Annotated in this window: 12 protein-coding genes and 1 pseudogene; 2 read left to right on the top strand and 11 right to left on the bottom strand. The window is 64.1% G+C overall.

Annotated features, from left to right (window positions below; all coding sequences use genetic code 11):
- Positions 1–400: 400 nt before the first annotated feature.
- Positions 401–574: pseudogene (locus tag V5F77_RS23740) on the top strand (cation transporter); the annotation flags it as partial.
- A gap of 33 nt (positions 575–607) precedes the next feature.
- Here V5F77_RS23740 and V5F77_RS23735 read toward each other — a convergent pair.
- The 10 genes from V5F77_RS23735 to V5F77_RS23690 form a co-directional block, all read right to left on the bottom strand.
- Entirely contained in the window at positions 608–1807 is a 1200-nt protein-coding gene (locus tag V5F77_RS23735; protein WP_132034705.1) for an MFS transporter, read from the bottom strand.
- Positions 1808–1900: 93 nt separating this feature from the next.
- Positions 1901–2179 carry a hypothetical protein gene (locus tag V5F77_RS23730; RefSeq protein WP_132034703.1) on the bottom strand — a complete coding sequence of 93 codons (279 nt, stop codon included), beginning with the start codon at positions 2177–2179 and terminating at the stop codon, positions 1901–1903.
- A gap of 502 nt (positions 2180–2681) precedes the next feature.
- Entirely contained in the window at positions 2682–2909 is a 228-nt protein-coding gene (locus tag V5F77_RS23725; protein WP_132034701.1) for a hypothetical protein, read from the bottom strand.
- 421 nt (positions 2910–3330) lie between these two features.
- Entirely contained in the window at positions 3331–3708 is a 378-nt protein-coding gene (locus tag V5F77_RS23720; RefSeq protein WP_132034699.1) for a hypothetical protein, read from the bottom strand.
- Positions 3709–3719: 11 nt separating this feature from the next.
- Positions 3720–6935: an efflux RND transporter permease subunit gene (locus tag V5F77_RS23715; protein WP_132034697.1), complete on the bottom strand. Its 3216-nt coding sequence runs from the start codon at positions 6933–6935 to the stop codon at positions 3720–3722.
- Positions 6932–7297, bottom strand: a complete 366-nt coding sequence (locus V5F77_RS23710; RefSeq protein WP_132034695.1) for a P-II family nitrogen regulator — start codon at positions 7295–7297, stop codon at positions 6932–6934. Before V5F77_RS23710 ends, V5F77_RS23715 begins: the two co-directional genes overlap by 4 nt.
- On the bottom strand, positions 7287–8255 hold the full coding sequence (ihpB, locus tag V5F77_RS23705; RefSeq protein ID WP_132034693.1) for a divalent metal ion exporter adaptor subunit IhpB: 969 nt from the start codon (positions 8253–8255) through the stop codon (positions 7287–7289). Before ihpB ends, V5F77_RS23710 begins: the two co-directional genes overlap by 11 nt.
- Positions 8252–9523, bottom strand: a complete 1272-nt coding sequence (locus tag V5F77_RS23700; RefSeq protein WP_132034691.1) for a TolC family protein — start codon at positions 9521–9523, stop codon at positions 8252–8254. The genes ihpB and V5F77_RS23700 overlap by 4 nt, the downstream gene beginning before the upstream one ends.
- 65 nt (positions 9524–9588) lie before the next feature.
- Positions 9589–10002, bottom strand: coding sequence for a hypothetical protein (locus tag V5F77_RS23695; RefSeq protein WP_132034689.1), 414 nt, complete (start codon positions 10000–10002; stop codon positions 9589–9591).
- Between the two features lie 92 nt (positions 10003–10094).
- Positions 10095–10520 carry a MerR family transcriptional regulator gene (locus V5F77_RS23690; protein WP_132034687.1) on the bottom strand — a complete coding sequence of 142 codons (426 nt, stop codon included), beginning with the start codon at positions 10518–10520 and terminating at the stop codon, positions 10095–10097.
- Between the two features lie 64 nt (positions 10521–10584).
- Here V5F77_RS23690 and V5F77_RS23685 point away from each other — a divergent pair, with 64 nt between their 5' ends.
- Positions 10585–12855: a heavy metal translocating P-type ATPase gene (locus tag V5F77_RS23685; RefSeq protein WP_132034864.1), complete on the top strand. Its 2271-nt coding sequence runs from the start codon at positions 10585–10587 to the stop codon at positions 12853–12855.
- Between the two features lie 54 nt (positions 12856–12909).
- On the opposite strand, the gene mntR is transcribed toward V5F77_RS23685, so the two are convergent.
- Entirely contained in the window at positions 12910–13365 is a 456-nt protein-coding gene (gene mntR / locus V5F77_RS23680; protein WP_132034685.1) for a manganese-binding transcriptional regulator MntR, read from the bottom strand.
- Between the last annotated feature and the right edge of the window lie 237 nt (positions 13366–13602).

Genomic DNA, 13602 nt, shown 5'->3' with positions numbered 1-13602 from the left:
CGGATTGTCATTTGCGGGATGCCGTACCGCATTCCTCGATCCCCACCAGGCGATCAAGGTGGCTCCGGACACGAGCAATCCGACGATCGTGAATCCGATCATGAGGACGTAGTGCCATAGGGCCACTTGGTTAGTCCGATGGATGCTGGACATCGCCTGCGCCATTTCATCGACGGGCATCGCATTCAGGCGTTCGGATGCCGCGATCGTCACCTCGCGAAGCTCCAACCCCACCCAGATGGCCCCGGTGAAGCAGGCTGTGCCGGCGATGAGGCCGATCATGAAGTGGCGGCGCCCCATCATTGCTTCCATATTACGAGATATATCGACATATTATTTAGCGATCGCGTTTGAACGGTTTGTGACGGCATCTCATGCGATCGGAAGCATGAAGAGGAGGCGCAACGATGCGCGTGCCAACGTGGCCATCATCGTAGCCGGTTTCATTACGGCCTTCACCCTGTCAGCATGGCCGGACCTGATCATCGGCCTCGGCATTGCGGCCATGAACGTCGATGCGGCGCGCAAGGGCTCACAGGCGCCGCGGGAAGAGCATCGATCCGCGGAAGCTTGAGATCGACAATCCCGTACAGCCATGACCTTGGCATTATTGTACTTTTGGCAAACGCAGGGCTCCCGCCGCAGCAAACGTCGCCATGCATGCAAGCATGCCCAGAACCGCGAATGTAAATGAAAGGTTCGTTCCGGACCCAAGCAGTCCCGTGATTGGACCCAAAACGATCCAGAACAGTCCGAGCATGGTGATGCGAGCCTTCCGGAGCAACGCGCGATCCTCGACTCCGTTCGACAGTTCGATGAACTGTCCGATGGGGACCTGGGCAAGCGAGCATCCCACACCGAGTGCAAACCAAAGAACCAGCAAGCCGCCGAATGCATCCACGATGCTTCCAATGAAGAGGCCGGACGAGACCAATGCCGCACCGAAAAGGGCGACGGCCGTTCCGGGGATGCGCGCCGCCATTTGCGGGGCCAACACGATCCCGGCAATGCTCCCGAAGCCGAACACCGCCAAGGCAATTGCAACGGCCTCCCCGCTTCGGCCGAATGCCGCCATCGCAAAGACAGGCGTGTTGACCAGCACCATGGAAGCGGCCGCGGCAAACACGATGTTCAGTGCAATCATGCCGCGGAATGACCGACCGCGAATGAGACCTGGCCAAGCTCGCAGCCCGACGACCGATCCTTTCGATGGGGGGTATGACATCGAGTTAGGCAAGCCGGCGAATAAGACGAGGATCATCGAGGCCAGGACCGCGGCGGAGCTCCCGATCATGAGCGCTTCGGCACCCGCGATTCCCAGGAGCAGCAAGGCGACAAGCGGCGTGACGGCGGGCTCGAGGTTGGTCGCCAAGCTTACCAGGTTGGCGGAGTGCTTCCGGTCCGCGTCGGACCGAAGGGTGGAAAGCGCCGCCCCCCTGAAGGCCGCGCCGAATGCAGTCGAGGCGACTTCCAGGAGGAACAAGGCAACGACGATCTGCCAAGCGGAGGCGACGACCAAGGTCAAGGTGGCCGGTATCACCAATGCCGCGCCAGACAGTATGAAGCTGAGCCGAAAGGGTAAACGTCTTACAGCGGAGAGGGCCAGCGCCCCACCGAAGTGCGAGACCACTGTTCGTGCGGCGATCGAAATCCCGACTACGGCGCCCGAGTTCCATCCCGATACAGCGAAGGCGGCCAGATAAAAGCCGATCGCCGCCAGCCCGGTCGCGGTCAGCATGCAAAGCTGAGAAAGGAAGATGAGCCTATAATCCCGGTTCCCGAGCACGCCGAAAACCTTCGCGCCCACGGCGACTTCCGCGGATTGCTTTGTCCGTCGCATCTTGAACCCGAGGCTGAGGGAGGGCGGCGGGCACAGCCCGCCGCCCTCCGAGTTGGCTCGTCAGGGCGTGGTCATGAGGACCGGCTTGTCATTCAGCGCGTTCGGAAGAACCCCGATGTACGGGTTGGCTGGCCGGACAATGACGGGGACGCCCCTGATGGAAGTCCCCGACGTGCCTGCGGAAGCGGACGTGCGCCCACTCGGATAATCCCCTTGCTGCACGTCGTAGAACTCGTGCCGTTCCTGCTCCTCGGCGGTCAACGTCGACGAGTAAGGTTCAGCCTGTGCGCTCGAAACTGCGAGGAGCACGGTGGACGCGATCAGTGCATAGCGAAACATGATTTACCTCGATGATTGGAATTGAAGTGTCGTGGAAAGCTTCATTTCCAATCGGTCGAGGAGGCGGGGTCTCCGCGGGAGGACTTATCGCGACCCACTGCTGATCGCGGATTTCCCAACGAAGGGTCATCGCAAGAAGGGTTGCATTGGCGGCTGGTGTTGGCACGACCACATGGGAGCAGGTGTGGCATTCATCTCCCAAAAGAACCGCGCTACCCGAGTCGCCCTCGGCGTTCTCATCAGGGCTATGGGCCGCATACGAAACCGGTGACTGAGCGAACGAATCCGACGACGTCACGGTGAGACCGGACGCGATGAGCGCAATGACCGCCATAACTTTAATGCCGATCGAGACTATCTTTATAATTTTCGAGATCATCGTTGCTCTCTAAAACCTATTCGCCTCATGGATTGCAATTTCCTTGTGTGTAGACATCTATACTTGATTCTACGAGCAAGTCAATAATTCAAATTGAACACAGATTGGCGAGGTTATACTATATCACTGCGCATTGTTCTTATATACTTCTTGAACACATTGATTGTATCGGATGCGGCAGTGCACCAGTTCGTGTTGCCGATACCACTTATTCTTTTCAACACAGGCCTTGCGCCTGTTTGAGCAAAAACTCTCATGCTCCTTGGCGGTGGCATGCTCTGCATCCCCCGTCTGCGCGAGCGCAGACCCTGCGCATCCCAGCGCCATCACAACGGCGACGATGAACTTCATGATCGCTTCTCCTGTCTTGCGGTGATCAGGCATTCGGCACCGCCGGATTTCAGCAAATCCGTTGATGCCGAACTGCCGATGCGTTTGGACGCGTTCGCGAAGCGGAAGTCTTCAAAACGCTACTTCACATAAGAGCCAGGTTGACTACCCGGTGCTGCCCATGGGGGCGGGAACGGGAGGAACCAAGGGAAAGCCACCGGCGGAGGTTTGGAGGTTTGGGTGCTCTTGCCGTGGGTGGATGGATGGCTGAGACCGAGTTGCACATCTCGGTAAACATGCCGCTCCCTTTGCTTATGCCCCTGGGGGTTTCCTTCGAGAGCTTGGGCCGGAATGGCTGACGTCACGAGCGCCGCTGCAAGCCCAACCGCCCAGAGGCGACGCTGAATGGTGAGGTTGAATCGCATCTCAATTTCTCCAAAGGTCAGGGCGCAGAGAACTTCGCCTGGCCGGACTTTCCGGCGGCGGTCTTCACGACGACGGTGATCGCAGCGCCGGATTGGACCGGCCCGGGTGCCTGCCCCGTGAGCGCATTTCCAGATGCGGTGAGTTGGAGGGTCTTCCGGTCGCCGCCCGAGACCACCATCACGGAGCCGGTGTAGCCCTTCGTATCGACGGGCTTTCCGGCTTCGTCGAAGACGTTCACCGCCACGGTCTGGCCGGATACAACCAGCTCTGCGTGAACGCCGGCGACGTCTTCCATTGGACCGCCGTTCGGGCCCTTCTGGGCGCCGTGGGCATGCTGCGCCAAAGCGGGGCCTGACAGCAGCAGCGCAGCGGCAATGGCAGTCACTTTCAACATGGGTATCTCCTTCAAGGGTTTGGGGTGGAAGCGGCCGCGACGGCCGGATCGGATGGCGCATCCACCTGTTCGGTCTCGCGCCGGAACAGGACGTAGAGCGCGGGCAGGACGAGCAAGGTGAGTATGGTGGAAGAGACGATGCCGCCGATGACGACGGTGGCGAGCGGACGCTGCACCTCCGCCCCCGGCCCCGTCGCCAGCGCCATGGGCACGAAGCCGAGGGAGGCGACGAGCGCGGTCATTAGCACCGGGCGAAGGCGCGTCAGCGCCCCTTCGCGCACGGCTTCCACGATCGCCTTCCCCTCGGCCCGCAGGCGTTGGATGAAGGCGATGATGACGAGGCCGTTCAGCACCGCGACGCCGGACAAGGCGATGAAGCCGATGCCCGCGCTGATGGAGAGGGGGATGTCCCGGAGCAGCAGCGCCGCGATGCCGCCGGTGAGTGCCAGGGGCACGCCGGAGAACACCAGAAGCGCATCCCCCACCGACCCGAAGCTCATGAAGAGGAGCAGGAAGATGAGGGCGAGCGCGATGGGCACCACGATGGCGAGGCGATGGGTGGCCGAGACGAGCTGCTCGAACTGGCCGCCCCATCCGATCCAATAGCCCTCGGGCAGCTTCACCTTCTCCGCCACCTGTCGCTGGGCATCGGTGACGAAGGAGCCGAGGTCCCGCTCGCGCACGTTCGCGCTCACCACGATGCGCCGCTTGCCGTCCTCCCGGCTGATCTGGTTCGGGCCGGGGGATATGGTGAGGGTGGCCAGGGCCGACAGGGGCACGTAGCGGATCTGCGTCACCGCCCCGGTTCCCCAGACGGCCCGCACCGGCGCTTCCCCATTGGGCGGGGGCAGCGGGATGGGCAGGTCGCGCAGCGCCTCGATGTCGGTGCGCAGTTCCTCCGGCAGGCGCACGACGATGTCGAAGCGCCGGTCGCCTTCGAAGAGGACCCCTGCCTCCCGGCCACCCACGGCGATCTCGATCAGTTCCTGCACATCGGCGACGGAGACGCCGTAGCGCCCCATGGCCGCCCGATTGAGCTCCACCGTGAGCATGGGTAGGCCCGAGACCTGCTCGGTCTTAACGTCCGCCGCGCCGGGCACCTTCTGGAGCACGGCCTGCACCTGGCCCGCCACCTGGAGGAGCGTGTCGAGATCGTCGCCGAAGATCTTCACGCCCACATCGCTGCGGATGCCGGAGATGAGCTCGTTGAAGCGGAGCTGGATGGGCTGAGAAAGCTCGTAATTGCTGCCCGCCACCTCTTCGGCCGCCTTCTCGATGTCCTCCATCAGTTCGGTTTTCGGCTTCGATGGGTTCGGCCATTCGGAGCGGGGCTTCAACATGATGTAGCCGTCGGAGATGGACGGCGGCATGGGGTCGGTCGCGACCTCCGCCGTGCCGACGCGGGCGAAGATCTCCTTCACCTCCGGCACCTTCAGGATCCGCTTCTCCAGCGCCTCCTGCATCTCGATGGACTGGGTGAGACTGGTGCCGGGGACGCGGAGCGCCTGGATGGCGGCATCGCCTTCATCCAGGCTCGGTATGAACTCTCCGCCCATGCGGGAAGCGGCAAGGCCGCTGATGATCACGAGGGCCGCAGCCCCCACCGCCACCACGCCGCGATAGTTGATGGAGGCATCCAGCAGCGGCGTATAGAGGCGCCGGGCGCTACGCATGATGAAGTTCTCATGCTCCGACACCCTCCCCGTCACGAACAAAGCGATGGCGGCGGGCACGAAGGTCATGGAGAACAGCGCCGCGCCGAGCAGTGCCATCAGCACCGTCACCGCCATGGGCGTGAACATCTTGCCTTCCACGCCCGTGAGCGTGAGGACCGGCAGGTAGACCACGGCGATGATCATGGTGCCGAACAGGCTTGGCCGGATCACCTCCTTCGACCCCGCGAGGATGGTCTCGAACCGCTCCGCCCGGGTGAGCAGGCGGCCCCTTTTGTGCTGCTCCTCGGCGAGCAGCCGCAAGCAGTTCTCCACGATGATGACGGCGCCGTCGATGATGATGCCGAAGTCGATGGCCCCTAGGCTCATCAGGTTGGCGCTGACCTTGTTCTCCACCATGCCCGTGATGGTGAAGAGCATGGCGAGCGGGATGACAAAGGCGGTGACGATGGCCGCGCGGATGTTTCCCAGCAGCACGAACAGGACCGCGATGACGAACAGGGCGCCTTCGACGAGGTTCTTCTCCACCGTCGCAATGGTGGCTTCCACCAGATGCGCCCGGTCGTAGACCGTGCGGGCAATGACGCCCTCAGGCAGCGAGCGGGAGATGGTTTCCAACCGCTGCTCCACCCGCTCGGCTACCGTGCGGCTGTTCTCGCCGATCAGCAGCATGGTGGTGCCCAGCACCACTTCCTGGCCGTTCAGAGTGGCGGCCCCGGTGCGCAGTTCCAGACCCTCGCGCACGTCAGCGATGTCTCCGATGCGGATGGGCGTTCCGGAATGGGTGCCGATGACGATGTCGCGGATCTGCGCCGCGTCCGCCACCTGGCCGGGCGTGCGCACCAGATACTGCTCGCCGTTCCGCTCGATATAGCCGGCGCCCACGTTCGCGTTGTTGGCCGCGAGCGCGGTCATCACGTCCCGGAACGAGATGCGGTAGGCCATGAGCCGCGCCGGGTCCGGAAGCACATGGAACTGCTTCTCGTAGCCGCCGATGGTGTTGACCTCGACCACCCCAGGCACGGTGCGGAGCTGGGGCTTGATGATCCAGTCCTGGATGGTGCGCAGGTCAGTGGGGCTGTAGGCCTCGCCGGAGGGTTTCTTCGCGCCCTCCTTCGCTTCCACCGTGTACATGTAGATCTCGCCGAGGCCCGTGGAGATAGGCCCCATGGCCATCTCCACGCCGGGCGGGAGCTGGTCCTTCGCCTGCTGGATACGCTCGTTCACGAGCTGCCGGGCGAAGTAGATGTCGGTCCCGTCCCGGAACACGACCGTCACCTGGCTGAGGCCGTAGCGGGAGAGCGAGCGGGTATATTGCAGCCCCGGCAGGCCGCCCATGGCGGTCTCGATTGGGAAGGTGATGCGCTGCTCGGTCTCCAGCGGAGAGAAGCCGGGCGCGGACGTGTTGATCTGCACCTGAACATTGGTGATGTCGGGCACCGCATCGATGGGCAGGCGCGTGAAGTTCCAGGCGCCGAAGGCCGCGATGCCGAGGCATGCCAGAACCACCAGCCAGCGCTGGCGGATGGAGAAGGCGAGGATGGCGTCGATCATTGCGCCGCCTCCGAAGCCTTAGGCTTCCCGGCTTCCCGGATGCGCATGAGATTATCGACGGGGGTGACGAACAGAACGCCGTCGCCCTTGCGGCCCGTCCAAGCAGCCTCCGCCAGCACCTTCGAAATCCGCTCTACGGCTGCCTCGGGGCACACGATCTGCACTTGGAGATGGCGCTGATAGAGAAGATCGGACTCGCTCGCGAGATAAGTGCCCCCGGCACCCCGTCCTCGACCCTGACCGCGGACCTCCACCATCGAGAAACCGGGGAACTCGGGAAGCTCATGGAGGGCGCGCACCACCCGCGCTTCCAGGAGCGGATGGATGTAGGCCGTTATCAATTTCAGCTTCTCAGTGCTCATGGCTGGCGCTCCCCTTGGCGAGCTCGGCCTTGATCACGAAGCTGTTCTTGGCCGCATAGCTGTCGCCGGGCATGAGGCCGAACAGCACCTCGGCCCATTCACCGTCCCGCTCACCCAGTTCCACGTCGCGTGGCTCGAAGGCGTCGCCGTTGCGCACGAAGACGACCGTGCGATTGTCGATGGCCTGGAGTGCGTTGAGACGGACGGCGAGGTCCACGGGCTTCTCCGCGAGCACGATGGTGCCTACGGCGAAGAGGCCCGGCCGAAGGCGCATGCCGTCATTGGGGATGGCGATGCGCGCCAGGGCGCTCTGGGTGTCGGCGGCGCCGATGGGCGAGACGTAGATGACCTTGCCATCTATGGGCGCCCCGCCGTCCTCGGGATCGATCTGGACAGGATCGCCGACGCGGACCTTGGCGAAGTCCCGCCGGTAGACGGAGAGGTCGACCCAGAGAGTCGAAAGGTCAGCCACGATGAAGGCGGGCTTCTGCTCCGAGACGTACTCGCCGAGCGCCACGCCGCGTTCCACCACCGTGCCGGAAATGGGGGATTTCAGGTCATAGGTGGTGAGGCTCTGGTTGCTCTCGATGACCGCGAGGACATCGCCCTTGTTGACCTTATCTCCAAGGCGCTTGCGGATCTCCCGCACGATGCCCGGGAATCGGGGCGCGACCTGGACGATGGCCTCCTGGTTCGGCTGGATCAGCCCGTTCAGGCGAAGCTTCCGGCGCAGCATCTCCGGCCGCGCGGTCTCAAGGCCAATGCTCGCCGCGGCGAGCTTGGTGTCATCGAGTTCGATGGCTCCTTCCGAGTGCCCTTCCTCCTCCCCATGCCCGCTTTCGGCGGCCTGGCTCGGGGTGACGGATGACGGCTTTTCCTGGAGGGCGTACAGCGTCCCGGCGCCGGCCATAAGGCCGAGCAGGAGCAACGCCACGTCGCGTCGCGCCGAGCGGATCATTTGGATTTTCCTTTTGCGAAGGTCACGGGGCGGCCCGTCAGCCCCTCAAGGGTGGCGAGGGCCGTGTGGTAAGAGACGAGCGCGTCAAGTTCGCGCAGCGACGTCTCGGTCAGCGACGATTGGGCGTCCAGCAATTCCAGGAGGGTGTAGCGGCCTTCCGAATAGCCGCTCTCGATGCCTTCGAAAGCGCTCCTCGCATCTGGAAGACCGCCACCGCGCAAGAGCGCGACTTCGTCGTAGGACGATTTCAGGGAATCGTAAGCTCGGCCCACCTGGGAGATGAGGACGCTGCGGACGACGGCTTCCTCCGCCTCCGCCCGGCGCAGCGATTCATGAGCCTCGATGATGCCGCCCTGGTTCCGGTCGAACACCGGCAGCGGCACCGACATGGTGAATATCATCCCGCTGTCGGCGGTCTCGTTGTAGTGGCGATACCCGACTCCGAGCGTGACGTCCGGAACGGCCTGCGCCCGGGCACCGGTGAGTTCTGCGCTGCGCTGTGCCTTGAGCGCCGTGAAGCGCGTGAGCTGCGGGTTCTCCTGCACAGACTTCAGGATGCGGTCGAGCGAAGGCGGGGCGTTCACCCGAACCAGGTTGCCCGTCACGGCTCCGAACTTCGCTTCCTTGAGCCCCATGAGGAGCGCCAGCTCGCGCCGGGCGGTCACGAGCGCCATCTTGGTGCGTTCGAGCTCTACCTTCGCGAGATTGGCCGCCACCTTGGCCCGCGAGATCTCCGCAGGGGAGGACGCTCCGGCCTCGACGCGGTTCTGGAGCAAAGGCGTCCAGCGTTCGATGGCGCTGAACTGGGCCTTCAATATCTCAAGCCGGCTCTGGGCACTGAGGACCGTGACGAAAGCCGCCGTGGTCTCGGCCAGGACCTGGAGGCGCAGCGCCTCACGTTCCCAGCGGGCAACCCCCACTCCGGCACTTGCAGCCGCGATCCGCGCTTCGCGCTTGCCCCCGAGCTCCACGAGCTGGCTCACCTGGAGCGTCTGCTCCGCAAGGTCGAGCCCTTGGTACGAGCCGGAGCCGAAAGCATTGTCCACTTCAAGCGACAGGTTCGGATTCGGGAGCACGGCAGCCTGTACGCTGCGCCCCCCCGCCATGCCGATGTCCCGTTCGGCGACCGTCAGCCTGGGATTCGCGGCGAGCGCGCTGGAGAGCGCCTGGGCAAGAGTCAGCGGCCGCGGCGAGGCGGCGAGCGCAGGTGACGCATGAAGCAGCGCAATCGCTGCCCCAAGCGCGAGCGCGAGGGCACGAGGAGACATGATCCGTTCCGGGCATGGGGCTGCATTGGCCGACGCAGGGCGTCAGCGCGCGACGTGCGGAAGGATCAGGCTTTGGGAGGTCGGAAGTCGGCGCCGGGGACGCGGCCCTCGACCAGATGCACCGGCGGCGCCTGAACCGGGAGCTGCAAGTACATGGGGGCAACGTCGGCCGGGACGTCGATCATCGCCGTGGAGCAGCCATGGCAGTCATGATCGACGAAAGGCAGGTTCGCCGGATGATCCGGCGCCTTCTTGACGATCACGACGTCCTGCGAAGCTCCATCGGAGAGAGCGATCACGACGTCGCCATCGTCGACATGGTGCGCGGAAAGGGCACCTGCCAGCGGGCCGAAAGCCAAGCACAGCATCACGAGCGACATCACCACCCGGCGGATCGCCGGGCGAAGATTCGTACGGAATACATGTGCGAGGGTGCCACGCATGGCCTGAGAAAGACCCCAAGCCTCACGCAGTGTCAAGACAATCGATCCCGAGCGCGTCATTTTGGCCCCAAGAGCAACGTGACGGTTTCGCTCGCTCCAGCTCCGATTTTCATCAATGATCTACAATATCATTGATGGTGGTGTCGGCATTCACCATGGTCCGCCAGAATCTCGATGACGCGGCACTCCGAGACGGTGCCGTGAGCGCATCCTTGGATCATGCGCTGGAGCTCTTTCCGGAGCGCGGCCAAGCTGGCGATGCGCATTTCCACCTCGCCGAGACGGGCGCGTGCGATCTTGTCCGCGGCGTCGCAGGATTGATCCGGATCATCCTGAAGGACCAGCAGGGTCCGAATTGCGTCGATCTCGAACCCGAGCTCGCGTGCGTGCCGAATGAAGGCGAGCCGACGGAGATCGGATGCGCCATAGAGCCTTCGGTTGCCTTCGGTTCGGGGCGGGGACGGCAGAAGCCCGATCTGCTCGTAGAACCGGATCGTGGGCACCTTCACGCCGCTGGCTTTCGCCGCTGCGCCGATGGAAACGTCCCTGGACATTCCGCTTGCTCCTCTAGTCGCTAGAGGATGTAGGGTCCCCCGGAACGATGCGAAAGGGCACCCCATGAATGCTCCTCTCCTCCAGACTCGCTTTCGGGTGAGCGGGATGGACTGCGCCTCATGTGCGGCGAAGATCGACGCGGCCGTGAGCCGGATTCCGGGCGTGGAAGAAGTCGCGGTCTCCGTCACCGCGGGAACCCTGTCGGTTCGCCATGCGCCCCATAGTGATCTCGTTGCCCTGCGAGAGCGCGTCACCAGTTTGGGTTATCAACTCGCTCCGATCGAGGAGAGACCTCATCGCGGCGACCAGGAACGCGCCGACGGTGGAGCGCAGGCGCAGTCGATGCCGCGCGGACCGGGTGATGGTGATCACCATCACGACGGCAATGATGGCCATGAGCACCATGACCACCATCACGGGAGCGATACGCAAAGCGGTGACTTGCATGGTCACGACCATGGCCCGACGGAAGGGCCGTGGTGGAGATCAGGCAAGGCGCGGCTGACCATCCTCAGCGGACTCGCGCTCGCGGCCGCCTTCGCCGTCGGCACATTCGTCCCGTCCATCGAAGCTCCGGCCTTCATCGTTGCCATGCTCGTGGGATTGGTGCCCATCGCCCGCCGCGCGGTGATGGCAGCGCGCATGGGCATGCCCTTCACCATTGAGATGCTGATGACCATCGCCGCCGTCGGCGCCGTCGTCATCGGGGCCGCCGAGGAGGCGGCCGCCGTCGTCTTCCTGTTCCTGGTCGGGGAACTGCTGGAGGGAGTCGCCGCAGGGCGGGCGCGGGCGAGCATTCAATCCCTCACGGCCCTCGTTCCCAAGACGGCGCTGCTGGAGCGGGATGGCGGCACCCGGGAGGTTCCGGCCGAAGACCTTGCAGTGGGTGACGTCATCCTCGTGCGACCGGGCGACCGCATTCCCGCGGACGGCATGATCGTCTCCGGAGAGAGCGCGATCGACGAAGCGCCGGTCACCGGCGAGAGCACCCCCGTTCGGAAAGGCGTGGATGCCAACGTCTTCGCGGGCACCGTGAACGGCGATGCCGCCCTCCGGATCCGCGTGACCGCCGCCGCCGAGGACAACACCATCGCCCGTGTCGTGAAGCTCGTGGAGGAGGCTCAGGAATCGAAGGCGCCGACCGAACGCTTCATCGACCGCTTCTCCCGCTACTACACGCCCGGCGTGGTGGTGGTCGCGGCCCTCGTCGCGGTCGTCCCGCCGCTCCTGTTCGGTGGAGGATGGGACGAGTGGATCTATAAGGGCCTCGCCATCCTCCTGATCGGCTGCCCGTGCGCCCTGGTGATCTCCACTCCCGCCGCCATCGCGGCCGGGCTCTCCGCCGGAGCGCGCCGGGGCCTTCTCATGAAGGGCGGTGCCGTCCTGGAAGGGCTGGGGAAGATCACCGCCGCCTGCTTCGACAAGACCGGCACCCTCACCGAGGGCAAGCCCAAGGTGACCGATGTCATCAGCTTCGGCCGTGGCGAGCAGGACGTCCTCAGGCTGGCTGCCGCCCTGGAGACCGGCTCCAGCCACCCGCTTGCCAAGGCAATCCTCGACAAGGCGGAAGCGGATGGCATCGTGGTGCCCTTCGCAGACGAAGGCAAGGCGCTGGGCGGCAAGGGTGTGACCGCAACCGTCGAAGGACTCCAGGTCTTCCTCGGTTCCCCGAAGGCGGCGGGCGAGCACGTCCCGCTCCCATCGGAGGCGACGTCGCGGATCACCGCCTTGAACGACGAAGGCAAGACGGTGTCGGTTCTGATCGTGGACGGGGAGATCGCCGGCGCGATCGCCATGCGCGACGAGCCGCGTCCCGATGCCCTCCGCGGTCTCCGCATGCTCGCGGATGCGGGCCTGCGCACCGTGATGCTCACCGGCGACAACCGCCGAACGGCGGAAGCCATCGGACGCCAGCTCGGCATTGAGGTTCGGGCCGAATTGCTGCCCGAGGACAAGCAGCGCATCGTCGGTGAACTGAGGTCCCAGGGCCTCGTCGTGGCCAAGGTGGGCGACGGCATCAACGATGCTCCGGCCCTCGCCGCGGCGGACGTGGGCATCGCCATGGGCGGAGGCACCGACGTCGCGCTGGAAACCGCCGATGCCGCCATCCTTCACGGGCGGGTCTCCGACGTTGCCACGATGGTGGACCTTTCGAACCGCACCATGGGCAACATCCGGCAGAACATCACCATCGCCCTGGGGCTGAAGGCGGTGTTCCTGGTGACCACCGTGATCGGGATCACCGGCCTGTGGCCCGCCATCCTGGCCGACACGGGCGCGACCGTTCTGGTGACGCTGAATGCCTTGCGGCTTCTGGGCTACAAGCCGTCATAGCGGGAGCCGTCGCCCGATACGCGTTCGACTGCGATCAAAGCGTGCCTGGAGACGTCAGCGTCCGCGGGTCATCGCCTTGCGGAAGGCTTCGAGGGTCTCGGCGCTCACATGATGCTCTATACCCTCCGCATCGATCCGCGCCACCTCTTCGCTCACGCCGAGCGATCGCAGGAAGTCCTCCACGACCCTGTGTCGTGCCCGGCTTTCGTCCGCCACCTTGCGGCCCGCTTCCGTGAGGAACACGCCGCGATAGGGCTTGCGAGAAACGAGCCCGTCCACCGCGAGACGGGCGAGCATCTTCGCGACCGTAGGCTGTGCCACTCCAAGACGGGCGGCGATGTCGACCTGACGAGCCTCATTGCCATCGTCGATCAGGTCGGCGATCAGCTCGACATAATCCTCGACAAGAGCTCCCCTTCGAGCTTTCCGCGTCTCGCGGAAACCTTCCGATTGAACACCAGCATCCGGTAACGGGGCCTCCCGGGGGATGGAGCGGCTGGTGCGCGGCAATGATGCCTCCTTGTCGATGAACGTTCGGTTCGAACCTGACCATAGAATTATAGCATAGGCTCAATTTTTTCAATTGACGTTAGGGCAGATCGAATGCGCGACAGCCGTATGCACCGCCAACCCCTGCAACTTTTGAGTTGACGCCATCAAATATAGCATATTGAATATTTATGAGTAAAAGCTCAAATTATCAGCTTGCACTTTATCCTGCTCGCCGGGAACCTCGCATGTCCGACT

It is taken from the genome of Roseixanthobacter psychrophilus (assembly GCF_043195195.1).
GTDB lineage: Bacteria > Pseudomonadota > Alphaproteobacteria > Rhizobiales > Xanthobacteraceae > NCEH01.
The sequence above is the reverse complement of the archived record's forward strand: the minus strand, read 5'-3'. Positions and strand labels throughout refer to the sequence as shown.

Bases quoted from the DNA above. Each gene is read 5' to 3' on its own strand.
- V5F77_RS23730 (WP_132034703.1), bottom strand. From the start codon at position 2,179: ATGTTTCGCTATGCACTGATCGCGTCCACCGTGCTCCTCGCAGTTTCG.
- V5F77_RS23725 (WP_132034701.1), bottom strand. From the start codon at position 2,909: ATGAAGTTCATCGTCGCCGTTGTGATGGCGCTGGGATGCGCAGGGTCT.
- V5F77_RS23720 (WP_132034699.1), bottom strand. From the start codon at position 3,708: ATGTTGAAAGTGACTGCCATTGCCGCTGCGCTGCTGCTGTCAGGCCCC.
- V5F77_RS23715 (WP_132034697.1), bottom strand. From the start codon at position 6,935: ATGATCGACGCCATCCTCGCCTTCTCCATCCGCCAGCGCTGGCTGGTG.
- V5F77_RS23710 (WP_132034695.1), bottom strand. From the start codon at position 7,297: ATGAGCACTGAGAAGCTGAAATTGATAACGGCCTACATCCATCCGCTC.
- ihpB (WP_132034693.1), bottom strand. From the start codon at position 8,255: ATGATCCGCTCGGCGCGACGCGACGTGGCGTTGCTCCTGCTCGGCCTT.
- V5F77_RS23700 (WP_132034691.1), bottom strand. From the start codon at position 9,523: ATGTCTCCTCGTGCCCTCGCGCTCGCGCTTGGGGCAGCGATTGCGCTG.
- V5F77_RS23690 (WP_132034687.1), bottom strand. From the start codon at position 10,520: ATGTCCAGGGACGTTTCCATCGGCGCAGCGGCGAAAGCCAGCGGCGTG.
- V5F77_RS23685 (WP_132034864.1), top strand. From the start codon at position 10,585: ATGAATGCTCCTCTCCTCCAGACTCGCTTTCGGGTGAGCGGGATGGAC.